The sequence below is a fragment of the Fusobacterium sp. genome, from assembly GCF_029258315.1.
Classification (GTDB): domain Bacteria; phylum Fusobacteriota; class Fusobacteriia; order Fusobacteriales; family Fusobacteriaceae; genus Fusobacterium_B.
Genome location: NZ_JARHZE010000123.1, coordinates 1 through 25977, shown reverse-complemented (window position 1 = coordinate 25977; position 25977 = coordinate 1). Strand labels below are relative to the sequence as shown.

At 29.8% G+C, this 25977-nt stretch carries 25 protein-coding genes; 18 read left to right on the top strand and 7 right to left on the bottom strand.

Going from position 1 to position 25977, the window contains the following annotated elements; translation table 11 throughout:
* The first annotated feature begins 75 nt into the window (after window positions 1-75).
* The 13 genes from Q1J48_RS08245 to Q1J48_RS08185 all read left to right on the top strand — a co-directional run bounded on the left by Q1J48_RS08245 (window position 76) and on the right by Q1J48_RS08185 (window position 13274).
* Window positions 76-810 carry a GntR family transcriptional regulator gene (locus Q1J48_RS08245; protein WP_300362564.1) on the top strand — a complete coding sequence of 245 codons (735 nt, stop codon included), beginning with the start codon at window positions 76-78 and terminating at the stop codon, window positions 808-810.
* A gap of 31 nt (window positions 811-841) precedes the next feature.
* Window positions 842-2521 (top strand): solute:sodium symporter family transporter, encoded by a 1680-nt coding sequence (locus Q1J48_RS08240; protein WP_300362562.1) that lies wholly within the window; start codon window positions 842-844, stop codon window positions 2519-2521.
* A 102-nt stretch (window positions 2522-2623) separates the two neighbouring features.
* Window positions 2624-4078: a sulfatase family protein gene (locus Q1J48_RS08235; protein WP_300362561.1), complete on the top strand. Its 1455-nt coding sequence runs from the start codon at window positions 2624-2626 to the stop codon at window positions 4076-4078.
* Window positions 4079-4147: 69 nt separating this feature from the next.
* Complete coding sequence (locus Q1J48_RS08230) at window positions 4148-4873, top strand: GntR family transcriptional regulator (protein WP_300331326.1); 726 nt, start codon at window positions 4148-4150, stop codon at window positions 4871-4873.
* Between the two features lie 81 nt (window positions 4874-4954).
* Window positions 4955-5905 carry an ROK family protein gene (locus Q1J48_RS08225; RefSeq protein ID WP_300331324.1) on the top strand — a complete coding sequence of 317 codons (951 nt, stop codon included), beginning with the start codon at window positions 4955-4957 and terminating at the stop codon, window positions 5903-5905.
* Window positions 5906-5934: 29 nt separating this feature from the next.
* Window positions 5935-7077: an SIS domain-containing protein gene (locus tag Q1J48_RS08220; RefSeq protein ID WP_300362560.1), complete on the top strand. Its 1143-nt coding sequence runs from the start codon at window positions 5935-5937 to the stop codon at window positions 7075-7077.
* A gap of 41 nt (window positions 7078-7118) precedes the next feature.
* Window positions 7119-7970, top strand: coding sequence for a tagatose bisphosphate family class II aldolase (locus Q1J48_RS08215; protein ID WP_300331319.1), 852 nt, complete (start codon window positions 7119-7121; stop codon window positions 7968-7970).
* A gap of 1 nt (window position 7971) precedes the next feature.
* Window positions 7972-8907, top strand: a complete 936-nt coding sequence (gene pfkB / locus Q1J48_RS08210) for a 1-phosphofructokinase (protein ID WP_300362559.1) — start codon at window positions 7972-7974, stop codon at window positions 8905-8907.
* A gap of 231 nt (window positions 8908-9138) precedes the next feature.
* Window positions 9139-9897, top strand: coding sequence for a TatD family hydrolase (locus tag Q1J48_RS08205; RefSeq protein ID WP_300331313.1), 759 nt, complete (start codon window positions 9139-9141; stop codon window positions 9895-9897).
* A gap of 5 nt (window positions 9898-9902) precedes the next feature.
* Entirely contained in the window at window positions 9903-10277 is a 375-nt protein-coding gene (gene acpS / locus Q1J48_RS08200) for a holo-ACP synthase (RefSeq protein WP_300331310.1), read from the top strand.
* 9 nt (window positions 10278-10286) lie between these two features.
* Window positions 10287-11384, top strand: coding sequence for a peptide chain release factor 2 (prfB, locus tag Q1J48_RS08195; protein ID WP_300362565.1), 1098 nt, complete (start codon window positions 10287-10289; stop codon window positions 11382-11384).
* An 89-nt stretch (window positions 11385-11473) separates the two neighbouring features.
* Window positions 11474-12985, top strand: a complete 1512-nt coding sequence (gltX, locus tag Q1J48_RS08190) for a glutamate--tRNA ligase (protein ID WP_300362558.1) — start codon at window positions 11474-11476, stop codon at window positions 12983-12985.
* A 58-nt stretch (window positions 12986-13043) separates the two neighbouring features.
* Complete coding sequence (locus tag Q1J48_RS08185; RefSeq protein ID WP_300331304.1) at window positions 13044-13274, top strand: DUF1653 domain-containing protein; 231 nt, start codon at window positions 13044-13046, stop codon at window positions 13272-13274.
* A 62-nt stretch (window positions 13275-13336) separates the two neighbouring features.
* Here Q1J48_RS08185 and Q1J48_RS08180 read toward each other — a convergent pair whose 3' ends face one another.
* The 3 genes from Q1J48_RS08180 to Q1J48_RS08170 form a co-directional block, all read right to left on the bottom strand.
* The gene (locus Q1J48_RS08180) at window positions 13337-14611 is read right to left on the bottom strand and encodes an adenylosuccinate synthase (RefSeq protein WP_300331301.1); all 1275 of its coding nucleotides are present in this window, start codon (window positions 14609-14611) and stop codon (window positions 13337-13339) included.
* 64 nt (window positions 14612-14675) lie between these two features.
* Window positions 14676-16109, bottom strand: a complete 1434-nt coding sequence (gene purB / locus Q1J48_RS08175; RefSeq protein WP_300331299.1) for an adenylosuccinate lyase — start codon at window positions 16107-16109, stop codon at window positions 14676-14678.
* A 285-nt stretch (window positions 16110-16394) separates the two neighbouring features.
* Window positions 16395-17072 carry a Crp/Fnr family transcriptional regulator gene (locus Q1J48_RS08170; protein WP_300331265.1) on the bottom strand — a complete coding sequence of 226 codons (678 nt, stop codon included), beginning with the start codon at window positions 17070-17072 and terminating at the stop codon, window positions 16395-16397.
* A gap of 90 nt (window positions 17073-17162) precedes the next feature.
* Here Q1J48_RS08170 and Q1J48_RS08165 point away from each other — a divergent pair, with 90 nt between their 5' ends.
* Window positions 17163-17519 carry a CoA-binding protein gene (locus tag Q1J48_RS08165; RefSeq protein ID WP_300331263.1) on the top strand — a complete coding sequence of 119 codons (357 nt, stop codon included), beginning with the start codon at window positions 17163-17165 and terminating at the stop codon, window positions 17517-17519.
* A 21-nt stretch (window positions 17520-17540) separates the two neighbouring features.
* Window positions 17541-17843: a thioredoxin gene (gene trxA, locus Q1J48_RS08160; RefSeq protein WP_498040977.1), complete on the top strand. Its 303-nt coding sequence runs from the start codon at window positions 17541-17543 to the stop codon at window positions 17841-17843.
* Between the two features lie 110 nt (window positions 17844-17953).
* Here trxA and Q1J48_RS08155 read toward each other — a convergent pair whose 3' ends face one another.
* The 3 genes from Q1J48_RS08155 to Q1J48_RS08145 all read right to left on the bottom strand — a co-directional run bounded on the left by Q1J48_RS08155 (window position 17954) and on the right by Q1J48_RS08145 (window position 21278).
* Window positions 17954-19153 (bottom strand): phosphoglycerate kinase, encoded by a 1200-nt coding sequence (locus Q1J48_RS08155; RefSeq protein ID WP_300331260.1) that lies wholly within the window; start codon window positions 19151-19153, stop codon window positions 17954-17956.
* Between the two features lie 106 nt (window positions 19154-19259).
* On the bottom strand, window positions 19260-20267 hold the full coding sequence (gene gap / locus Q1J48_RS08150; RefSeq protein WP_300331258.1) for a type I glyceraldehyde-3-phosphate dehydrogenase: 1008 nt from the start codon (window positions 20265-20267) through the stop codon (window positions 19260-19262).
* A 141-nt stretch (window positions 20268-20408) separates the two neighbouring features.
* The gene (locus tag Q1J48_RS08145; RefSeq protein ID WP_300331255.1) at window positions 20409-21278 is read right to left on the bottom strand and encodes an RluA family pseudouridine synthase; all 870 of its coding nucleotides are present in this window, start codon (window positions 21276-21278) and stop codon (window positions 20409-20411) included.
* A 174-nt stretch (window positions 21279-21452) separates the two neighbouring features.
* On the opposite strand from Q1J48_RS08145, the gene Q1J48_RS08140 reads away from it, so the two are divergent.
* Both Q1J48_RS08140 and glmS read left to right on the top strand, forming a co-directional pair.
* A complete protein-coding gene (locus Q1J48_RS08140) occupies window positions 21453-21830 on the top strand; it encodes a RidA family protein (RefSeq protein ID WP_300331252.1) in 378 nt (125 codons plus the stop codon).
* A gap of 337 nt (window positions 21831-22167) precedes the next feature.
* The gene (gene glmS / locus Q1J48_RS08135; RefSeq protein ID WP_300362557.1) at window positions 22168-23988 is read left to right on the top strand and encodes a glutamine--fructose-6-phosphate transaminase (isomerizing); all 1821 of its coding nucleotides are present in this window, start codon (window positions 22168-22170) and stop codon (window positions 23986-23988) included.
* A gap of 38 nt (window positions 23989-24026) precedes the next feature.
* On the opposite strand, the gene Q1J48_RS08130 is transcribed toward glmS, so the two are convergent.
* Window positions 24027-25193 carry a M20 family metallopeptidase gene (locus Q1J48_RS08130; protein WP_300362556.1) on the bottom strand — a complete coding sequence of 389 codons (1167 nt, stop codon included), beginning with the start codon at window positions 25191-25193 and terminating at the stop codon, window positions 24027-24029.
* A gap of 138 nt (window positions 25194-25331) precedes the next feature.
* On the opposite strand from Q1J48_RS08130, the gene pcp reads away from it, so the two are divergent.
* A complete protein-coding gene (pcp, locus tag Q1J48_RS08125; protein WP_367181842.1) occupies window positions 25332-25976 on the top strand; it encodes a pyroglutamyl-peptidase I in 645 nt (214 codons plus the stop codon).
* Window position 25977: the final 1 nt, after the last annotated feature.

Genomic DNA, 25977 nt, shown 5'->3' with positions numbered 1-25977 from the left:
TCAATATTGACAACTATTTAAATACATATTATACTAAAATCAAGAAGAACATCTTTTTAAGCCATGGAGAAAAATATGTTTGAAATCTCAAAAGAAAATAATGAACCTTTATATCAACAACTTATACAAAATATTAAAAATTGTATTGAAAAGGGGATTATAAAAGAAAACGAAAAACTTCCTTCGGAGAATGAAATTTGTAAAAAATATAATCTGAGTAGAACCGTTGTAAGAATGGCTCTAAATCATTTGGAAAAAAATGGTTATATTTACAGAGTTCAAGGAAAGGGAAGCTTTGTAACCACTCTTAAAATTTATCAAAACCGTTCTTACATAAGTAAATTTTATGATGATGCAAAAACTTCTGGAAAAATTCCTCTTTCAAAAATATTGTCTTTTAAACTTAAAGAGCCGAATCGTTATATAAAAGATAAAATGAATCTTTTAAAAAATGATAAAGTTGTTAAATTAGTTTGGATAAGATATGGTAATTCAGAACCTCTTATCTATGAAACTATTTATTTAAATCACTCCCTTGTAAAAGGAATTGAGAAAATTGATTTAACATCTAAAAAATTATATGATATTCTCGCTAAAGAGTATGGGATTAAAAAAATTTATGGAAAAGAGTTGTTTTATCCTTGTAAAATAGAGGGAACTGAAGCTAAATATCTCGCTATTAATGATGGGTGTTTGGGGATGAAAATAGAAAGACTTGTTTACAGTGGAAATAAAATATTAGAGTATACTGAATCAGTTGTTAAAGGAGAGAGATTTGTTTATACAACAAACTTCAAAGGTTCTCTTTAATAATAATTAAAACAAACTTTAGGAGGCAATCATGACATTTTTTACATTCGTTCTTATCACAGCTTTAATTGCATTTGTTTCTTGGCTTAAAACCAAAGGTGAAGATGGTAGTGCTAAAGGATATTTCCTTGCAGGTAGAGGACTTACTGCTACTGTAATTGGTTTCTCAATGGTTCTTACTAGTCTTTCTACTGAACAGCTAGTTGGAGTAAATGCTTCTTCTTATGCAAGTAACTTTTCTATTATTGCTTGGACTGTCCAATCAGTAATACCTTTATGTGTTCTTGCTTTATTTTTACTTCCAAAATATTTAAAAGGTGGATTTACAACAATCCCAGAATTTTTCGAAGAAAGATATGATAGACAAACTAGACAAATTATGTCTCTTTTATTCTTAATAGCTTATACTTTTGTTATGATTCCTGGAGCTCTATATTCTGGAGCTATTGCATTCACTCAAATCTTTGACGTTGAGGCAATGTTTGGAGTAAGTTTTAATGTAGCTCTTTGGGGAGTTGTATGGGTTATTGGTATCATTGGTGGTATATATGCTATCTTTGGTGGATTAAAAGCTGTTGCTGTATCAGATACTTTAAATGGATTTGCTCTTATAATTGGTGGAGCTATGATTCCTTTCTTCGCTCTTAAATATTTAGGTAGTGGAAGTATGATGAAAGGTGTTGAAATAATTACAACTACTCATGTTGATAAATTAAATGCTTGGGGAGCAGTTAGTGATCCTGTTCCTTGGACAACAATCTTTACTGGTATCTTAATAGTAAACTTCTTCTATTGGACAACAAACCAAGCAATTATTCAAAGATCTCTTGCAGCTAAGAGTCTTGCAGAAGGACAAAAGGGAATTTTATATGCTGGAGTATTCTTATTACTTCTTCCTATAATGTTAAACCTTCCTGGTCTTGTTTCTTTCCATATATTTGGAGATGGACTAAAAAATATTGACCTTGCTTATCCAACACTTGTTTCTAAAGTTTTACCTAAACCTTTATTAGGATTCTTTACAGCTTGTTTGTTTGGAGCAATTTTAAGTACATTTAACTCTTTTGTTAATAGTGCTGCTACATTATTCTGCTACGACATATACAGACCTATGTTAAAAAAAGAGATTTCTGACGAAGAGTTAATTAAGATAGCTAAAATTGTTGGAACTTTAATTGCAATAATCTCTATGATTATAGCTCCATTATTACAATATGGAACTGGTGGATTATTCCTATTACTAAAAAGATTTGCTGGATTCTTCAATATTCCAATCGTTGCTTTAGTTGCTGTTGGATTCTTAAATAGAACTATATCTGGTAAAGCTGCTAGAATAACTGTTCTTTTACACATTATCTTATACTTCTCTTTAGTATGGGTATTCAAAGTAAAAGTAAACTTTGTTCATGTAATGGGTAGTTTATTTGTATTCGACGTTATCACTATGTTTATCTTAGGATGTATCTTCAAAAGAGAAAAAGAATATATCCCTTCTGCTAAAAATAAATCAAATGTTGATTTAACTGAATGGAAATATGCTAGAGAATTTTCTACTATATTAGTTATGGGTCTATTCTATCTATATGCTGTACTTTCTCCAATAGGTTTAGCTGGTGGAAATGGACTTGGAAAAATAACAATTATTTTTGCTGTTTTAACAGTAGTTTTATTAGCTTTAATAAAAGCTACAAAGAGAAGTAAACAAAATTAATAATTTTATATATTAAATTTAGTTAAGTAGAGAATGAAGTCTTATGACTTTATTTTCTACTTCTATTTGTTTAAATTTTTTAATAAAAAAGGAGTAACATTAATGAACAACAATATAGTATACATACTATTAGACCAAGTAAGACTTGACATGTTAGGTACTTATGGTCACAAAATCGTAAAAACACCAAACATGGACGCTATTGCTGCTGATGGAATTAAGTTTACAAATGCTTTCACACCAGCATCTGTTTGTGGACCTGCAAGAACTTCACTTTTTACAGGACAAATGCCTAGCAACCACGAACTTATGAGAAATAGTGAAAAAGGTGGAGAGGGAGATCCTAAACTTGACAATCCAAATATCATCTCTGGAATGAACGATTATGATAACTATCTAATCGGAAAGTGGCATGTTGGAAAAACTGTTTTACCTAGAGATTTCGGATTTAAAGGACACAACTTTGATGGTTATGGATACCCAGGAAGTAAAGTTTACAAAAATCTTGTATTTGATCAAGGACCTAAGCAAGAACCAAGATATGCTGAATGGCTAGCTGAAAATGGATTTGATATTCCTGAAGTAACTAACAGTTATTTTGGAGAAAATCCTCATCTAAGAGTACAAGAACTTTGTGGACTTTTAAGTGGAACTAAAGAAGCTACTTTACCTTTCTTTGTTGTTTCTGAAGCTAAAAAAGCTGTACTAGAAGCTAAAAAGAACAATAAACCATTCTTCATTTGGATGAACTTCTGGGGACCTCATACTCCTTGTGTTGTACCTGAACCATACTATTCAATGTACAAACCTGAAGATGTTAACTTAGATGAAAGTTTCTACAATCCTATGAATGGAAAACCTCTTCATTATAGAGATATTGCTAAAATGTGGGGAGTTTGGGAAGCACCTGAAGAAAAATGGAAAGAAATAATTTGTAAATTCTGGGGATATATTACTCTTATAGATGATGCTATTGGAGAATTTGTTAAATTCCTTAAAGAAGAAGGATTATATGAAAGTTTATTCTTAGCTATCAGTGCTGACCATGGAGATGCTATGGGTGCTCATAGATTAATTGAAAAGGGTGAATTTATGTTTGATACAACATATAGAATCCCTATGATAGTAAAAGATCCTAGATCTATTATCAAAGGAACTGAAAATGATAACTTTGTTTACCTTCATGATTTAACTTCTACTTGTTATGATGTAGCTGGAAAAGAAATTCCTGATTTCTTTGATGGAGAAAGCTTACTTCCAATCACAAGGGAAAATAAAAATAATGGAAGAAAAGGAATCTTAGGACAACTTGCTGGACACTTTGTATTCTTTGAACAAAGAATGTGGAGAAGAGATGACTATAAAATAGTATTTAACGCTACTGATGTTGGTGAACTTTATGATGTTAAAAACGATAAAGGTGAAATGAATAACTTATTCTATGATCCTAAGTATGCTGATATCAAAAAAGAAATGTTAAATGAACTATATGATGAAATGGTTAAAATAAAAGATCCACTTGCAAATTGGCTTTATAGAATAATAGATGAAATATAAAAAGCTTGATAATTTTTGTTAATAATGCTATATTCTATAATATACTTAAAAATATTATAGGAGAGAGAAATGTTATTGGTAGATTCTAAAAGCCCTCTTTATTATCAACTGGCTAAATTAATAATTGATGAGATTAAAAATAAAAATTTAAAAGAAAATGATAGAATCCTTACTGAGAGAGAATATTGTGAAAAATATAATATCAGTAGAGCAACCGTAAGGCAAGCTATATCATATCTTGAAAAAAAAGGATATATCTATAAAATACAAGGTTGCGGAACATTTGTTTCTTCTCGAACTATAAAACAAAAACTTTTAAAATTTTATAGTTTTACTGAAGAAATTAAAAAACAGGGAAAAACTCCTGAATCAAAAATTTTATTTTTTAGAAAAATAATCTCAAATGAAATTATTGCCAAAGAATTAAATATAAGTCCTGATGACGAGGTATTTGAATTGATAAGACTTAGGATAGCTGATTCAGAATCTGTTATGTATGAAAAAACATATCTTCCTGTAAAAAAATTTCCAGATCTTTCAAAAAAAGATTTGATAAAAAATCCATTATATGATATCATTCAAAATAGATATAATATAAATTTTACAAAAGCTCTTGAAAGATTTTCTGTTCTTAGTTCTGATGAAAAGATATCAGAGATTTTAAATATTCCAGTTCATAGTCCTATTATGAAACTACAAAGATGGACATACACTGGTATTGAAATCATTGAGTATACAGTAAGTTTTGTTAGAGGAGATAGATTTGAATTTGAAGTAGAGCTTGCTGAAGATTAAAATATAGACACTTGAAAAAGTGTCTAGTTTTTAAAAAATAAATTGGTACGGACAACATAACAAAAAATAAGAGGAGGAAATATGCCTTATTTTGTAGGAATTGATATCGGTGGTACAAATGTAGAGATTGGTATTTTAAACGAATCAGGAGAAATTCTTGGAAAAAAAAGTATAAAAACTAATTCTAAAAATGGTGCCGAAACTACTTTTAATAGAATATGGGATACAACTAAAGAGTTAGCTAAAGAGCTTAATATAGCTGAAAATGACATTGAGGCAATTGGAATGGGAATCCCTGGACCTGTTGTAAATAATTCTGTTGTTAAAATAGCTGCAAACTTTTCTTGGGGAAATAACTTCCCAGCAAAAGAGTTAATGGAAAAAGTATCTGGTAAACCTGTAAAAGTTGGTAATGATGTTAAGGTTATAGCTCTTGGAGAGATGCTTTTCGGAGCTGGAAAAGGATATAAAAATAGTATCAATATCGCTATAGGAACTGGAATAGCTGCTGGTATTATTATTAATGGTACTATCTTAGATGGTGCTGATGGAGCAGCTGGTGAATTTGGACACATAGTTGTTAATGAAGATGGTTATAAATGTGGTTGTGGACTAACTGGTTGTCTTGAAACTTATTGTTCTGCAACTGGAATAGTTAGAGAAGGGGTAAGAAGATTAAAAGAGAATCAAGATAATGCTCTTTATAGAAGAATTAATGGAAATCTTGATAATCTTGAAGCAAGAGATATATTTGAACTTGCAAAAGAGGGAGATCCTTTCTCAATGAGTATCGTTGACTTTTTCTGTCAATATTTAGCTAAAGGTCTTGGAACTTTACTTAATATAGTTAATCCTGAGTTAGTAATCTTCTCTGGTGGTGTTTCTAAAGCAGGAAATACTTTATTGGATGGTGTTAAAAAACATCTTCCTAAATATGCCCTTAATATGACTGTTGAAAATCTAAAATTTGCTTTTGGAACTTTAGAAGAGGAAGCAGGAATAAAAGGAGCAGCAGCTTTAATAATAAAATAATTTAAAATAAAAAATAAAGGAGTGTAATTATGAATTTTAAAGATTGTGTAACATGGAAAGAAATAATTCAACAACCTAGTATATGGAAAGAAGAGATTGAAATAGTTAGAGAAAATCTTGAAGCTATTGGAAATTTCATAGAAAAAATAGACGCTGAGAAAGTTAAAGTAGTTTTCACAGGAGCAGGTTCTTCTGAATTTGTTGGAAATACTCTTTGCTCTTATGTAAACAGCAAAGTTGATATAGATGTAGTTTCTATACCTACTACTGATATCGTATCTATGCCTGAGCAATACTTAGATGAAAATACAGCTACAATCCTTGTATCTTGTGCTAGATCTGGAAACTCTCCTGAGAGTGTTGCAGCAGTAGAAATAGCTGATAAATTAGTAAAAAATATTCACCACATCTTCATCACTTGTAACGCTGAAGGAAAATTAGCTCAAATATCAAAAACTGGAAACAATAAATTCCTTTTATTAATGCCTGAAAGAACTAATGACAAAGGATTTGCAATGACTGGAAGTTTCTCTTCTATGGTAGTTGCTGGAGTTCTTATTCTTTTAAGAAAAGATTTTGAAGGAATGGCAGAAAGAGTAACTTATGTTGCTAACTTAGTAGACAGAAATATCGAAAACATACTTGCTAATGCTGAGCAAATCGCTGCTCTTGATATCGAAAGAATAGTTTACCTTGGAGATGGAGCTGGAAAAGGATTAGCTGAAGAAGTTTCTTTAAAAGTTCTTGAATTAACAGGTGGAAAATTAGCATCTTTCTACAATACTTTCTTAGGATTCAGACATGGACCTAAATCAATAGTAAATGACAAAACAGCTATCGTATGTATGATGTCAAACAATGAGTATACAAGAATTTATGAATTAGACCTATTAAAAGAATTCAAAAACGAAGGTGGAAAGAAAAAAATAATCGTTCTTGACACAATCCACGATGAAGAAGTTAAAGCTAATGCTGATTTCTACTTCTCATTTGCTGATGAAAAATTAGGAGAAATTGAAGATGTATTTGCATCTCTTTCTTACTTAGTATGTGGACAATTAATCTCTCTTGTTAAATCTGCTAGCCTAGGAATCAATCCAGACAATCCTTGTCCTACAGGAGAAGTTAACAGAGTTGTTAAAGGTGTAATAATTCACGAATACAATAAATAATAAAATTATAATATAAAATTTTCAAAAACTTAGGAGGATATATGTTAGTATCAACAAAAAAATTATTATTAGATGCACAAAAAGGTAAATATGCTGTACCAGCATTTAACGTTCATAACATGGAAACAATCCAAACAGTAGTAGAAGCAGCAGCTGAATTAAGATCTCCAATCATCGTTGCAGCTACTCCAGGAACAATGAAATATGCAGGACCAGAATTCTTCATCAAATTAGTAGAAATCTGTTCTGAAAAATATGACATCCCTATCGCTATGCACTTAGACCACCACGAAAGTTATGATGAAATAGTTAACGCTATTCAAATTGGTACTAAATCAGCTATGATCGACGCTTCTCACTTAGATTTTGAAGAAAACGTAGCTATGGTTAAAAAAGTTGTAGACTATGCTCACAGATTCGACGTAACAGTTGAAGGAGAACTTGGAATCCTTGGAGGTCAAGAAGATGACTTAGTAAGAGATGACAAAGACAGCAAATACACTAACCCAGCTCAAGCTAAAGAATATGTTGAAAGAACAGGAATCGACTCTCTTGCAGTTGCTATTGGAACAGCTCACGGAGTATACAAAGAAGAGCCTAAATTAGACTTTGATAGATTAGCAGAAATAAGAGCAGTTGTAGATGTACCATTAGTATTACACGGAGCATCTGGAGTACCAGCTGATCAAGTTAAGAGAGCTATCGAATTAGGAATTACAAAAGTTAATATAGCTACTGAGTTAAAAATGCCTTTCGCTGAAACTTTAAGACAAGTTTTAATCAACAAACCAAACGAAAGTGACCCAAGAAAATACTTCGGACCAGCTAAAGAAGCTATGAAAAAAGTTGCTATTGAAAAAATATTAATGTGTGGAAGTGAAGGAAGAGCATAAAATGGGTAATATATTAACAGTAACTTTAAACCCTGCAATAGATGTTAGATACAATGTTGAAAATATGAGACTTGGTGAAGTTAATAGAACTAAATACATTGAAAAAAATGCAGGTGGTAAAGGAATTAATGTAAGTAGAGTTATTACTCAACTTGGTGGAAATGTTTTAGCAACTGGTATCGTTGGTGGTTTCACTGGTAAACTTTTTCTTTCAAAACTTAATTTAGATAATATAAAAAATGATTTCTTAGAAACTAACTATGAAACAAGAACTTGTATCGCTGTTATAGATAATAATATCAAAGGTGTTACTGAATTTCTTGAGTCTGCTGAGGGAACTCCTGAAGACTATCAAAAATTCATAGAAAAATACACATCTCTTCTTGATAATGGAGTTGATATTGTTTGTGGTTCTGGAAGCCTTTTAAAAGGTATCGGAAAAGATGCTTACAATATTTTAATAGCTGAAGCTAATAAAAGAGGAATAAAATTTATTCTTGATACTAGTGGAGAATCTCTAGTAAAAGGTATTGAAGAAAAACCTTTCTTAATAAAACCTAACCAAGAAGAATTAGAAGATATAACAGGAAAAAAATTCAATAATGTTAACGAACTTGTTGATACTGCTAAAGAAATTATTAATAGTGGTGTTGAAAATGTAATGATAACATTAGGTGGAGATGGAGCTTTATTAATCAATAAAGATGTTGTTTACAAAGCAACTTTCCCTCCTGTAAAAATAAAAAATACTGTTGGTTCTGGTGATTCTACTATCGCTGGTATCGCTTATGGACTTTCAGTTAATAAATCTCTTGAAGATAGTTTCAGATTAGGTATTGCTTGTGGTACTACAAATGCAATGATGGATAAAACAGGTAGTATTGATCAAGAAGTTTTAGAAGAAATACTTCCTAAAATAAAAATTGAAAAGCTTTAAGAAAATAATATATTAAAAATTTATCAAAAGGGTTGATTTCTATTTTCTAGAAATTAATCCTTTTCTTAATATTTAAAAGGTAAGCTCTAGTAATCAATTTTAATTTTATTATTTATTAAAATTTACCTTTTATTTAATATATTTTTATAAAAGTACTAGATTTTAATAGAAAATTAAGGTAAAATATATATTAAATTAAAAAATTTTTTTGAAAGAAAGGACTAATTAATTATGAAATTTATTGATACTCATTGTCATCTTGATGATGAAAAATTCAATGATGATAGAGAGGAACTTTTTAAAAGAATAGAAGAAAATATGGAATTTGTAGCTAATATTGGTTTTGATATGACTTCCTCTGAAACAAGTGTTGAATATAGTAAAAAATATCCTTTTGTATATGCAGTAATAGGATTTCATCCTACTTCAATTTCTGAATATAGCGATGAAGCTGAACAAAAACTTATTGAGCTTGCTAAAAATGAAAAAGTGGTTGCTATTGGTGAGATAGGTCTTGATTATTATTGGATGGAAGATGAAAAAGAGGTGCAAATAGAAGGATTCAAAAGACAGATGAGACTAGCAGAAAAATTAAATCTTCCTGTTGTGATCCACTCTAGAGATGCTATGGCTGATACTCTTGAAATATTAAAAGAGTTTCCAAATGTAAAAGGTATATTCCACTGCTATCCTGGTAGCATTGAAAGTGCTATGAATGTCCCTAAAAATTATTATTTTGGTGTTGGGGGAGTTTTAACTTTTAAAAACTCTAAAAAAACTGTTGATTTTGTCAATAAAATTGATATTTCTAGAATTGTTATTGAAACAGATTCTCCATATCTTACACCTACTCCTTTTAGAGGAAAGAGAAATGAACCTCTATTTGTTAGATATGTTGTTGAAAAAATAGCTGAGATCAAAAATCTTCCTGTTGAAGAAGTTTTAAGAATAACAAATGAAAATGCAAAAAAAATATATGGGATTGTTTAACTGATATGAAATTTTTTGGAATTGGAAATGATATTATAGAGATAAAAAGAATTGAAAAAGCTATACAAAAAGAAAATTTTATAAAAAAAGTTTTCACTGAAAATGAAATAAAATTATTTGAATCAAAAGGAAAAAGAGCAGAATTTTTTGCTGGAAGATTTTCAGCAAAAGAAGCAATTTCTAAAGGTCTTAGAACAGGGTTTAGAGATTTTTCATTGACAGATATTGAAATATTAAATGACGAGCTTGGAAAACCTTTTGTTATTTTTAAAAATAGTATCAAATCTTACAATGATAAATATTTTGTAGATATTTCAATTTCTCATTGTAAAGAGTATGCCACAGCAGTAGCTATAATTTTTGAAGGAGGTAATTTTTAATATATGAGTATTGATATTTTAGAGTTAAAAAGAGAATTTCAAACTTATAAAAATAAGATTGCAGATATAAAAAAGACTATTAAGTATGAAGAAAGATTGGAAACTATAAAATCTCTTGAAGAAAAAACTACTCAAGAAGGATTTTGGAATGACAAAAATTATAGCCAAAGTATTATAAAAAATCTTAATGAAAACAAAGATTTTGTTGATGAGTTTAAAAAACTTGAATCTCTTTATCACGATGAGGAAATTTTAATTGAATTTATTGATATGGGAGAAGAGGATTTTATTAATGAGCTCGAAGAAAAACACAAATCTTTAACTCAAGAGATAGATATTCTAGACACTAAACTTTTATTAGATGGAAAATATGATAATAATAATGCCATTATAACTATCCACTCTGGTGCAGGTGGTACTGAAGCTTGTGACTGGGTAGATATGCTATACAGAATGTATTCTCGTTGGTTTAATGAAAAAAAATATAAAGTAAGTCAACTTGATTTTATGGCTGGAGATTCTGTTGGTATAAAATCTATCACATTATTAGTAGAAGGAACTTTTGCTTATGGTTATCTAAAATGTGAAAAGGGAGTTCATAGACTTGTTAGAATCTCCCCTTTTGATGCTAATAAAAAACGTCATACATCTTTTGCATCTGTTGATGTTCTACCTGAAGTTGATAATGAAATAGAGATAAATATAAGACCTGAAGATTTAAAAATAGATACTTATAGAGCTGGAGGAGCTGGGGGACAACATGTTAATATGACTGACTCAGCTGTTAGAATTACTCACTTGCCTACTGGTATCATTACCACTTGTCAACAAGAACGCTCTCAACTTTTAAATAGAGAAAAAGCTATGAAAGTTTTACAAGCTAAACTTCTTGATTTAGAAATCAAAAAGAAAGAGGAAGAGATGAAAAAAATTCAAGGGGAGCAGTCTGATATCGGTTGGGGAAATCAAATTAGATCTTATGTTTTCCAACCTTATACTATGGTAAAAGATCATAGAACAAACTGTGAGTCTGGAAATATTAGAGCTGTTATGGATGGAGATATTGATCAATTCATAAATAGCTATTTAAGATGGAGTAAAAAATAAAAGTTTTTTAATAATTAACTTTTAAAATTATAAAAAATATGATAAACTCATTATGTATAAAAAATATAAATAGGGAGGATTTTTTTAAAATGGAAAAAAGAATTAGAACTAGGGTAGCTCCTTCTCCTACAGGAGACCCACACGTAGGTACTGCCTATATAGCTATGTTTAATATAGCTTTTGCTCATAAACATGGTGGAGATTTTATTTTAAGAATCGAGGATACTGACCAAAACAGATATACTCCAGGTTCTGAAAATATGATATTCGAAAGTCTTAGATGGCTTGGATTAAACTGGGCTGAAGGTCCCGATGTTGGTGGAGAATTTGGTCCTTATAGACAATCTGAAAGATTTGGTATCTATGCTGACTATGCTAAACAATTAGTTGAAAAAGGTGAAGCTTATTATTGTTTCTGTACTCCAGAAAGATTAGACAACCTAAGAGAAAGACAAAAAGCTATGAAAAAAGCTCCTGGATATGATGGACATTGTAGAAGTCTTTCTAAAGAAGAAATCGAAGCTAAAATAGCTGCTGGAGAACCATATGTTATCAGACTTAAAATGCCTTATGAAGGTGAAACAGTTATCCATGATAGATTAAGAGGAGATATCGTTTTTGAAAACAGTAAAATAGATGACCAAGTTTTATTAAAAGCTGATGGTTTCCCTACATACCACCTTGCTAACGTTGTTGATGACCACCTAATGGGAATCACTACTGTTATAAGAGCTGAAGAATGGATCTCTTCTACTCCTAAACATATCCAACTTTATAAAGCATTTGGATGGGATCAACCTGAATTTATCCATATGCCTCTATTAAGAAATAGCGATAGAACAAAAATATCTAAGAGAAAAAATCCTGTTTCTTTAAACTGGTATAGAGATAATGGATATCTAAAAGAAGGACTATTAAACTTCCTTGGATTAATGGCTTACTCTTTTGGTGAAGGAAAAGAAATATTCACTTTTGATGAATTTAAAGATAACTTCAATATCGACAATGTTTCTCTTGGAGGACCTGTATTCGACTTAGTAAAACTTGGATGGATAAACAATCAACACATGAGATTAAAAGATCTTAAAGAGTTAACTGAAATGACTATTCCATTCTTTAGAGCAAATGGATTTGTTGGAGAAGAAGTTTCTGATAAAGAAATGGTAGCTTTAGAAAGAATAGTTGAAATCATAAGAGAACACGCTCATACTTTAAAAGAAATAGCTGATGAATCTGCTGTTTACTTTAAAGATGAATATGAGTTACCAGTTGTTACTGAAGATATGGATAAAAAAGAAAGAAAAGGAATCGAAAGACTTCACAATGCTATTGCAGATGAAACTGGAAAAAAATCTATTAAATTATTCTTAGAAAAAATAGAAAACTATCCAACTGAAGACATTCCTTTAGAAGATGCTAAAAAACTTCTTACTGATACATTAGAAGAAATCGGTGAAGGACCTGCAAAAGTTTATATGCCTCTAAGAGCTGTATTAACTGGAGAACCTAAAGGTGCTGACCTATACAATCTAATCTTTATAATAGGAAAAGAAAGAACTATTGCTAGAATGAAGAGAATGATTGAAAAATACAATATCTAGTATTTTAAAAGACCTAACAAAAAAGTTAGGTCTTTATTTAATAATCAAAGGAGAAATCATGAGAGAAATTCTAACTGATAAAATATATAAACATTTCAAAGGAAATTTCTATAAAGTTTTATATATTGCAACTCACACAGAAACAAAAGAAAAATTAGTGATCTATCAAGCTCTTTATGGTGATTTTGGAATTTTTGCCAGACCATATGAGATGTTTGTTTCAGAAGTTGATAAAAATAAATATCCTGAAATAACTCAAAAATATAGATTTGAACTTTTTGAAAAATAAAAAAGACTGTAAACAAATTTATTTTGTCTACAGTCTGAAAGACCTACAAAGGTCTTTTTATTTTATCTGAATATTATTTCATTTCTTTTTGGACCATTAGAAACTATTGTAATAGGGAATCCTAATTCCTTTTCAATAAATTCTACATAATTTCTAGCATTCTCTGGTAGATCCTCGTATTTTGTTATACCTCTTATATCAGATTTCCATCCAGGTAAAACTTCATAAACAGGTTTTGCTTTTTCTAATAATGGTGTTACTGGAAATTCTTTTGTAACTTTTCCATCTATTTCATAACCAACACATACAGGGATCTCATCTAAATATCCTAATACATCTATTGCTGTAAATGCTACATCTGTTGTCCCTTGTAACATACATCCATAACGAGTAGCTACACAGTCAAACCATCCCATTCTTCTTGGTCTTCCTGTTGTTGCTCCAAACTCTCCTGCATCTCCTCCACGAAGACGTAAGTCTTGAGCTTCATCACCAAAAATCTCACTTACAAAAGCTCCTTCTCCAACAGCTGAAGAATATGCTTTAGCAACTGTATAAACTTTAGTTATTGAATGTGCTGGTAATCCTGCTCCAATAGCTCCAAATCCTGCTAATGTAGATGAAGAAGTTGTCATTGGATAAATTCCGTGATCTGGATCTTTTAAAGCTCCTAACTGTCCCTCTAGTAAAATATTTTTTCCTTCTTTTAATGCTTTATTTAAAAATTCTGTTGTATTTACTATATAAGGTGCTATTAAATCTCTATATCCTATAACCTCATCAAAAATCTTTTTAGGATCTAATTTTTCTTGATGATATAGGTGCTCTATTAAAATATTTTTTATTTCACAAGCAGATTCAATTCTCTCTCTTAAAATTTCTTCATTAAATAAATCACAAATTTGAATTCCTGTCTTTGCATATTTATCTGAATAAAAAGGTGCTATTCCTGATTTTGTAGAACCAAATTTTTTATCAGCTAATCTTGCTTCCTCATATGTATCTAGTAATATATGATAAGGCATTAATAATTGAACTCTATCTGAAATTAAAACTTTTGGATTTTTTATCCCATTTTCTTTTAAATAGTTCATCTCTTTTATAAAGTATGGAATATTAAATGCCACACCAGGTCCTATTATATTTACAGTATTTTCATTAAAAACCCCACTTGGCATTTGGTGAAGTGCAAACTTTCCATAATCATTTATTATTGTGTGTCCTGCATTACTTCCACCTTGAAAACGTATAACTATATCTGCATCTGAAGCTAACATATCTGTTATCTTCCCTTTTCCTTCGTCTCCCCAACAAGCTCCAACAATAGCTTTTACCATATTTATTCCTCCTTTAAATTTTTGTTTTACGTTATATTGTACTCTAAAAAATATTTTTAGTCAATTACACCTGTATGCTTACCTCTGAATTATCTAATAATTCTTTATTCTCCTCTAATATAGGTTTTACTATATTCTCAATAAATTCCTCTGTTTGTTGAGGTGCACGTCCTACAAAGTTCTTAGCATCCATTATTGATTGTAGCTCTTCTAAAGTTAAACCAAAAGATTTATCATTTGCTATTCTTTCTAATAAATCATTTGCCTTTCCTTCAACTTTTACTACACGACCAGCATCCATTGAGTGTACTCTTATTTTTTCGTGTAATTCTTGTCTATCTCCACCTTTTTTTACAGCATCCATCATTATATTTTCAGTTGCCATAAAAGGTAGTTCACTATTTAAATGTTGCTCTATAACTTTTGGATAAACTACAAGTCCGTCCACAACATTTCTATATAGTGATAAAATTGCATCTACACAAAGAAATGCCTCTGGAATACTTATTCTTTTATTTGCTGAATCATCAAGTGTTCTTTCAAACCATTGAGTTGACGCAGTTATTGCTGGGTTTATAGCATCGGCTATTACATAACGAGCTAAAGAACCTATACGTTCGCTTCTCATTGGATTTCTTTTATAAGCCATTGCTGAAGATCCAATTTGATTTTTTTCAAAAGGTTCTTCTATCTCTTTTAAATGTTGAAGTAATCTTATATCGTTACTAAATTTAAAAGCGCTTTGAGCTATTTGACTTAATATATTTAATATTTGGCTGTCTAATTTTCTTGGATAAGTTTGTCCTGATACTGCAAAAGAATTTTCAAATCCCATTTTCTTAGCTATCATTCCATCTATTTTTTTTACTTTTTCATGATCTCCATCAAAAAGTTCTAGAAAACTAGCTTGAGTTCCTGTAGTTCCCTTAGATCCTAGTAATTTAGCTTTAGAAATTTGATGATCTAAATCTTCTAAATCCATTATTAAATCTTGTAACCATAGACTTGCTCTTTTACCTACTGTTGTTGTTTGTGCTGGTTGAAAATGAGTAAACCCTAAAGTTGGTAAATCTTTATACTCCATTGCAAACTTTGATAATTCATTAATAACATTAATTAACTCTTTTTTTACAAGTTTCATAGCTTCTGTCATTATAATTATATCTGTATTATCTCCAACATAACAACTTGTAGCTCCTAAATGTATTATCGGCATAGCTAATTTTGCCTGCATTCCATAAGCATAAACATGGCTCATTACATCGTGACGAACCTCTTTTTCTCTGGCTTCTGCCACCTCATAGTTTATATTATCTTGAAACTCTTTCATCTGTTGAATTTGTTCTTCAGTGATATTAAGCCCTAACTCTCTTTCTGTTTCTGCTAAGGCTATCCATAATTTACGCCAAGTTTTAAATTTAAAATCTTGTGAAAATAAGTAACTCATCTCTTTACTAGCGTATCTTGTATTTAGGGGACTTACGTATTTAGATCTCATTTATTTTTTCCTCCTCATCTAACTTAAATATTTTTTATTAAAATATCTACCACAGAATTTAATTTCTTCTGCATATTAACTAAATTACCAACTCTGACATTTTAATAATTTTTACTATTTAATCAATAATTTTACTCCATTAAAAAACTCTTTATACAGAATAAAGGCTTAAATTTTATTTATTCCTTTTACTATTTGCATAATTTTTTTTAATCTCAAGTAAAAATTTTTTACGTTACATTTTACTAAAATTTATCAAAAAAAACAATATTTTTTTTATTTTATTTATAAATTTTGATTTTCATTACAGAATAATTGAAATTTTTCCTTTTCATAATCTATTATACCATCCCTTTTTAGTTTTGATAATTCATTTGACATTGCACTCCTATCTATACAAAGGTAATCTGCTAGTTGTTGTCTGTTAAAAGGTATTGAAAATTCTGAACTTTTAAAAATTTTTGCTTGTTCTGAAAGATAAGAAAGAATTTTTTCTCTAGTACTTCTTTTAGACATATGTTCTATCTTAGAAGTTAAATTTATATTATTTTTTGAAAGAATAACCAAAAGATTATTTATCAAAACCTCTCTCACTGAGGCTGAAAAAGAACAAATTTTTATAATTCTTCTAAATTCTATAAACATTATCTTAGATTTTTGAACTGCTACCACACTCACAGGTAAAATTGATTGGGCACAACTAAAAGCCTCTCCAAAAATTTGACTTTCTCCCACATCAAAAAGTATATTTCTATTTCCCCAATAATCTTCATTTATAATATAAACTTTTCCTGATAAAACAAGCCCTATCTCTTGCTCTTTTTCCCCTGAATTAAAAATATACTCCCCTTTCTCGTAATCTCTTACACTGACTTTTAAACAATTAAATAATATTTCTATCTCTTCTTCAGTAAGATTTGCAAAAAGTTCTGACTTTTTTATAATATTTAAAAATTTTTTCATATATTTCTCCTATTTTTGTTGTAAAAACAACATACTTTTTAATTCTATTATAATATAATTAATATAGAAAATCAAGAAAGGGGGCTTAGGTTGGATTTAGAAAATACAATGAAAGAAAATAGTTTTGCTGTTGTTGGTGATACATTAAATGAAAAAAAATATGCTTGTATTATTAAAAATAGATTGTTAGAAAATAATTATAAAGTTTTTTCAGTTGGAAAAGAATTAAAGTCTTTAAATGATATTGATGAAGATATTGATGTTATTGTCCTTTGTATTAACTCAAAAGAGGGACTTCGTCTTATGAAAGAATGTAAAAAATCTTTTAAAAATATTGTTATTCAACCAGGGGCTGAAAGTGAAGAATTAATTGATTACCTTAAAGAAAAAGATTATCCTTTTATAAATGGATGTGTCTTAGTTGGGTTATCTATATATAAAAAATAAATTTAATAAGGAGTGATTTGTATGCTTAATATAACAAAAGAAAGTTTTAATGAAGAAGTTTTAAATAGTCAAGATTTAGTTTTAGTTGATTTCTGGGCAACTTGGTGTGGACCTTGTAAAGCACTAGGACCTATCTTAGAAGAATTTGCTAATGAAAATAAAAATATTAAAGTTGGAAAAATAAATGTTGATGAGCAACCTGAACTTGCTTCTCAATTCAGAGTAATGAGTATTCCTACTTTACTTCTATTCAAAAATGGAGAAGTTGTTAAAAAATCTGTTGGCCTTTTATCTAAAGAGGAATTAGTAGAATTTACAAAATAGTCTTTAAGTGCTGGATTTTTATTCCAGCCTTTTTTATTTTTTGCAAAAAAATAAAAACCCCCGTTTTCACAGGGATCTTTATTTATATTATTGAGTTGTATTGGCTAAAATTATTTATCAGAAATTGAAACTACTCCTGGTAATTCTTTTCCTTCTAAGTATTCTAGAGAAGCTCCTCCACCTGTAGAGATGTGAGTAAATTTATCAGCATATCCTAATTGCATTGCTGCAGCTGCTGAGTCTCCTCCTCCAATTATTGTTGTAGCATCTTTTAAGTTAGCTATTGCTTCACATACTCCAATAGTTCCTTTTGCATAGTTAGGCATTTCGAATACACCCATTGGTCCATTCCATACTACTGTTTTAGCAGCAGCTATTTCTTTTGCAAATAATTCTATTGTAGCAGCTCCAACGTCTAATCCCATTTGGTCAGCTGGTATTTCATCAACAGAAACTGTTGTATGAGGTGCATCATTATCAAATTTAGCAGCAACTACTGTATCTATTGGAAGTATTAATTTTCCATTAGATTTTTCTAATAATGCTTTTGCTAATTCTATTTTATCTTCTTCAACTAAAGAAGTTCCTGTATTTTTTCCTAAAGCTCTTAAGAATGTGAACATCATAGCTCCACCAACTAAAACTTTGTCAGCTTTAACTAATAAGTTTTCGATAACTCCTATTTTATCAGAAACTTTAGCTCCTCCTAAAATAGCAACTAAAGGTCTAACTGGAGCGTCAACTGCTTCTCCTATGAATTTTATTTCTTTTTCCATTAAGAATCCTGCAGCAGATTTTCCTTCTCCAATGTTAGCAGCGATTCCGATATTAGATGCGTGAGCTCTGTGAGCTGTACCAAAAGCATCATTAACAAATAAATCTCCTAAAGATGCCCAGTATTTTCCTAATTCAGGATCGTTCTTAGATTCTTTTTTACCATCTAAATCTTCAAATCTTGTGTTTTCAAACATCATGATTTCTCCAGATTTTAGGTTAGCTATTGCTTCTTCTAATTCTGCTCCTCTTGTAGCTGGAACAAATTTAACTTCTTTTCCTAAAAGTTCTGCTAATCTTTCAGCAGCTGGTCTTATTGATTTAGTTTTTAAATCCTCTTCTGTTTTTACTTTTCCTAAGTGAGAGAAAGCTATTACTTTTCCACCATTTTCTAATACATATTTTATAGTTGGTAATGCAGCAACTATTCTATTATCATTAGTTATTTTTCCATCTTTCATTGGAACGTTAAAGTCCACTCTCATAAGAACTTTTTTATCTCTTACGTTTAAATCTGTTACGATTTTTTTAGCCATTTTAGTCCTCCTAATTAACTATTTCGATAATTTATCTTATAAAAAACGGAACCCTTAAGGTTCCGTTATTCTTTTGTATTTATTTTATTGCTTCTCAAAAGTAGAATTATTTAGATAATTCAACGAATTTTTTAAGAGTTCTGATTAATTGAGAAGTGTAAGACATTTCGTTGTCATACCAAGCTACAGTTTTAACTAATTGTTTGTCTCCAACTGTCATTACTCTTGTTTGAGTTGCATCAAATAATGATCCGAAGTTGATTCCAACGATGTCGCTAGATACTAATTGCTCTTCTGTATATCCAAAAGATTCAGTTGCAGCAGCTTTCATAGCAGCATTTACTTCTTCTACAGTAACTGGTTTTTCAAGAATTGTTACTAATTCAGTTATTGATCCAGTTATTACTGGTACTCTTTGAGCAGCTCCATCTAATTTTCCTTTTAATTCAGGGATAACTAATCCAATTGCTTTTGCAGCTCCTGTTGTGTTAGGAACGATGTTAGCAGCAGCAGCTCTAGCTCTTCTTAAGTCTCCTTTTTTGTGTGGTCCATCTAATGTATTTTGGTCATTTGTATAAGCATGGATAGTTGTCATTAATCCCTCAACGATTCCAAAGTTATCGTTTAATGCTTTAGCCATTGGTGCTAAACAGTTAGTTGTACAAGAAGCTCCTGATATAACTGTTTCAGTTCCATCTAATATATTGTCGTTTACGTTGTAAACTATTGTTTTTAAATCTCCAGTAGCTGGTGCAGAAATAACTACTTTTTTAGCTCCTGCTTGGATATGAGCTTCTGCTTTTTCTTTTTTAGTGAAGAATCCAGTACACTCTAATACTACGTCTACACCTAATTGTCCCCAAGGTAAGTTTGCAGGATCTGCTTGTGCAAATACTTTTATTTCTTTTCCGTTAACTAAGAAAGCATCTTCTTTAACTTCGATAGTTCCGTCGAATCTTCCTTGTGCTGAGTCATATTTGAATAAGTGAGCTAACATGTGAGCATCTGTTAAGTCGTTGATTGCTACTACATCAAACTCAGGGTTTTGAACCATTAATCTTAATGCTAATCTTCCTATTCTTCCGAATCCATTAATTGCTACTTTAACTGCCATTTAAAATTCCTCCTTGAATCTTTAACTTTATATTATAATTAATTATTTTTTCACTTCTCTTGTGCCTATATGCTTATTATACGTATTTCTCTCTTTTTTGTCAATTTTATCATAGATTAAAATTGATCATTTTTTTGGTTATTATTTGACACTTAAAAAGTCTTCCATATCTTTAGGTAAAGGTATTTCTAATGTCATATCCTCTAAAGTTTCTGGATTTTTTATAATTAATTTATAAGCATGTAAAAATTGTCTTGGTACTGGTTGTTCCTCTGGTCCATATAAAGAATCCCCTACTATTGGGTGTCCTTCTAAAGACATATGTACTCTTATTTGATGTGTTCTACCTGTAAAAAGTTCTAATTCTATCAAAGAAATATTTTTTTCTTCATATCTTTTTAAAACTTTTACTAGAGTTTTTGCCTCTTGTCCCCCCTCTTCTACTGAAAGTTCCTCTCTTTTTATATTTTCTCCAACACGTCCTATTGGTTTTTCTATATAAAATTCATCTTTTTCAACTATCCCGTCAACTATTGCTTGATAATATTTTTTTACCTTAGCTTTATCTTGTAAAAAAGCTTGAGTAAAAGCATTTTTAGTTATTACAATTAGCCCAGAAGTATCCATATCTAATCTATTATAAAATCTTGGAACAACTGTTTTCCCTGTTGTTTTTAAGAAATAATCCACTATTCCATTTGCCAAAGTCTTATCAACTTTTTTTTGTGTTGGATGAACCACCAAATGAGGAGGTTTATTTACTATTAATAAATTTTTATCCTCAAATACTATATCTAAATCCATTGGTATTGGAACTATATTAGTCCCCTTTTCCTTTTCAACAACCACAAGTCTATTTAATTTTTTAATTTTTTTATCCAATTTAACTTTTTTTCCATTCAGATACACATCTGCATTTCTTAAGTTTCTTGTAGAATATCCTTTTATCTCTTTTAAATATTCACCGACTTTTAAATTACTATACTCTGGCTCTATTATAAACTTTTTCATATATTTTTCCTTTTTCTATTTTTTATTTGAATTATAACATTTCTTATTTTTTTTATCAAGATAAAGTGATTTTCCTTTATTTTTCTTGTATAATATGGTATTATCTATTTAGAAATGTTGTAAAATTATATTTTACAATTATTATTTTAAAATAAAATTTTAGGAGGCCTTATAATGAAAAGAATAATTAACACTCCAAAAGCTCCTGCAGCTTTAGGACCATACTCTCAAGCTATTGAAGTAAATGGAACTTTATATATTTCTGGACAAATCCCTTTTGTTCCTGAGACTATGACTTTAGTGTCTGACGATGTTAAAGAACAAACTAGACAATCTTTAGAAAACTTAAAAGCTATCTTAGATGAAGCTGGATACTCTTTTAAAGATGTTGTAAAAGCAACTTGCTTTATAAAAAATATGGATGACTTTGGAGCTATCAACGAAGTTTATGCTGAGTATTTAGGAGATGTAAAACCAGCTAGGGCTTGTGTTGAAGTTGCTAGACTTCCTAAAGATGTTAAAGTTGAAATAGAACTTATAGCTGTTAAATAATTTTATAAAGAAAACTTTAATAACTATTGTGTATATAATCCTTTATACACAATAGTTTTTTTTATATTTTTAACAAAACAATAATTTTTTTATTGCTTAGTTAGAAAATTTATGATATTCTTAAATAACTATGAGTTTTAAAAATAAAGAAAGCGCCAGAACTTAATTAAGTTGACGAGGACTGAAGACATTCGAAATTTCGGCGGGTACTTCAGAGGTGGTTGCAACCTAAGAAACTCTACAAAACTATAAGGTGACTTATAGGACAAAATAGTTTAAGCAACAATTCTCATAGTAAACTTTGAACATTGAAAAAAGAATATTAGGAGGTTTATTTATGTGTGGAATTGTTGGCTATATAGGTCAAAGAAATACTAAGAAAGTTATTTTACAAGGACTTCAAACTTTAGAGTACAGAGGATATGATTCTTCTGGAATGGCTCTTATTTCAAAGGGGGAAATAATTGTCGAAAAAAAAGTTGGTAGAATACAAAATCTTATTGATAGTGTTGAGGGAAAAGATCTTTCATCAGAAATTGGTATAGGACATACTAGATGGGCTACTCACGGAGTCCCTTCTGATACAAACTCTCACCCTCATTATAGTATGGATAAATCTGTGGCTGTTGTCCATAATGGAATTATTGAAAACTATCAATCTTTAAAAAAAGATTTAGAAGAAAAAGGATTTATTTTTTCTTCTGAAACAGATACCGAAGTAATTTCCCAATTAATTCAAGATATGTATGATGGAAATATACTAAACACAGTTAAAAAAGCCCTAAAAAAAATTAAAGGAAGCTATGCTATCGGAGTTCTTCATAAAGATCATCCAGATGAACTTATTTGTGCTAGAGAGCACAGCCCTCTTGTGATTGGTATTGGTGAAAATGAAAACTTTATTGCTTCTGATGTTTCAGCTCTTTTAGAATATACAAAAGAGGTTTACTATCTTGAAGATGGGGATATTGCTCTTTTAAAAAAAGGTGAAATTGAAATTTTTGACAAAGCTAACAATCTTGTTCATAGAGAAAGAAAACATATTGAGTGGACACTTGAACAAGCAACTAAAGGCGGATTCCCACACTTTATGTTAAAAGAGATTTTTGAGCAACCTCAAGTTATAGAGGATACTTTTAATAAAAGAGTTTTAAATGGAAGAGCTGACTTCTCTGATGTTTTAACTTTTGAAGATATTAAAAAAATTAATAAAATCTATATTATAGCTTGTGGTACTGCTTATCACGCTGGACTTCAAGGACAATTTGCACTTCAAAAAATAGCAAAATTAGATTCTTCTACTGACATTGCTTCTGAATTTCGTTATTCAGATCCATTTATAGATGAAAATACTTTGGTTATTTTTGTAAGTCAATCGGGTGAAACTTCTGATACCTTAGCTGCCCTAAAAGAAGCAAAGCGTAAAAAAGCTATGACTATTGCAATTACTAATGTGGTTGGTTCTACTATTTCAAGAGAAGCAGATAAAGTTATATATACCTTAGCAGGTCCTGAAATTGCAGTGGCCTCTACAAAGGCGTATATCACTCAAATTACAATTTTTTATCTTCTAGCTCTTTATATTGCTGAAATAAAAAATACTATCTCTAAAGAAAAATATTTAGAATATATTTCAGAAATTAAAAATATGAGTGAAAAAATTGATTCTATTCTTAAAAATTCAAATGAAATAAAAAATATCGCTAATCTTCTAAAGAATAAGAAAAATGGATTTTATATTGGTAGAGGACTTGATTACAAGATTGCTGTTGAGGGTTCTCTAAAAATAAAAGAAGTTTCATATATTCACACAGAAGCTTTTGCATCAGGGGAATTAAAACATGGAACTATTGCTCTTATAGAAAAAGATACTCCTGTTGTGGTTATTGCAACCCAACAAGAACTTATTGAAAAATCTATTTCAAATATCAAAGAGGTCAAAGCTAGGGGAGCAAATATTATAACTGTTGGTTTTAATAATGAAAAAAACTTAGAAGAGGTTTCTGACAATTTTATTGGGATCCCTAAATGCAATGATCTTTTCTCAGGATTTTTATCAATAATCCCATTACAACTTCTAGCTTATTATACTTCCATCGCAAAAGGAATAGATGTAGATAAACCTAGAAATTTAGCAAAATCTGTTACCGTTGAATAAAAAATTATACCCTATCTGTCATTAGATAGGGTATTTTTTTAATTATTTAAAAAGTCTACTGCATATTGTGCATAAAGTCCCATTCCATACTCTAATGCATCCTCATCCATATTAAATTTTTCGTGATGATGTGGATAATTAGCATTTTTTTCTGGATTTTTTATTCCTACAAAAGCTAATACTCCTGGAACTTCATCCATAAAATAACAGAAATCTTCTGCTGCTGTCATTTTTTCAAATTTTGTAATTCCATCTTTTCCTAATAATTTTTCAACTGATTTTTCAGCAATTTTTGAACAAGTTTCATCATTTATTACTGGATTAATTCTACGAGAATATTCTACCTCTCCCTCTGCCCTATATGTTTCACAAGTTAACTTTACTATTCTTTTTATAGAATCTTCTATCTTATTTTGTGTTTCCTTACTAAAAGTACGAACTGTTCCCTCTAAGATTGCCTCATTAGCTATTACATTAAACTTTGTTCCCGAATGAAAAGATCCTATTGTTATGACTCCTGAGTCTACTGGATTCATCTCTCTACTAACTATTGATTGTAAATTCATTACAACAGCTGAACCAACTAATACAGAGTCAATAGCTTGTTGTGGTAAAGATCCGTGTCCCCCTTTTCCTTTTATTCTTATTTTTATTACATCTGCTGATGCCATTCTTGGACCTGCATCAACTGAAATTTTTCCAACTGGTATATCTGCCCATAAATGTATTGCAAAACATCCATCTACATTATCTTTTAATGGCTCTTCTTTTAATATACTTTTAGCTCCTACTCCTAATTCTTCTCCTGGTTGAAAATACAATTTAACACTTCCATTCAACTGTTCTTTTATCTCATTAAGAATTTTAGCTGCTCCTAATAACATAGATATATGTCCATCGTGTCCACAAGCGTGCATCATTCCACAATTTTTAGATGAATATTCCACCCCTGTACATTCTTTTACTTGTAAAGCATCCATATCAGCTCTTAAAGCTATTTTTTTATTCTGATTTTTTCCGTCTATTGTTGCAACTACTCCTGTTTTTCCTACCTCTTTATATTTTATTCCTAATTTTTTTAATTCTTCTTTTATCTTTTTAGAAGTTTCATACTCTTCCATACTTGGTTCAGGTATTTGATGAAATTCTCTTCTTAGATTAATAACATAATCTTTGTATTTTTTAGCTAACTCTTTTATTTCCATCTCTCGATCCTCCTATAATTTTAATTTTTTTAATTATATCACTTTTCTATTTTTCCTTCTATAAAATAAGTTTTTTTACAGTAGATTTTTTTATTTTTTTAAATTATAATAATAAAAAATTAATTAAAAGGAGATTTGATTATGAAAATTCTTATAACTGGTTTTGATCCATTTAACAATGAAAAAATAAATCCATCTTGGGAAGCTGTTAAACAACTTCCAGATAAATTAAAAGATATTGAAATTATTAAATTACAACTTCCAACTGAGTTTAAAAAATCAACTGAAGTTCTATTTGAAAATATAAAAAATATTTCTCCTGATTTTGTTTTATGTATTGGACAAGCTGGTGGTAGATATGATTTCTCCATTGAAAGAGTAGCTATAAATATTGATGATGCTCGTATTCCTGATAATTCAGGATTTCAACCAATTGATAACACTATTTTTGAAGATGGAAAAACTGCTTACTTTTCCTCTCTGCCAATCAAAGGAATTTTAAAAACTATTAATGAAAATAATATCCCTGGCTCTATTTCAAATACTGCTGGAACTTTTGTGTGTAATCATATTATGTATTCTCTTCTTTATTATATAGAAAAAAATAATCTTAATACAAAAGGGGGATTTATACATATTCCTTATATAAGAGAACAGGTTTTAAATAAAAAATCAACTCCTTTTATGGAGCTATCAACTGTTGTTGAAGCTCTAAAACTAACTATCCTCGCAATTAATAATTATAAAAAAGATATTAAATTAATTGGTGGACTGGAATTTTAAA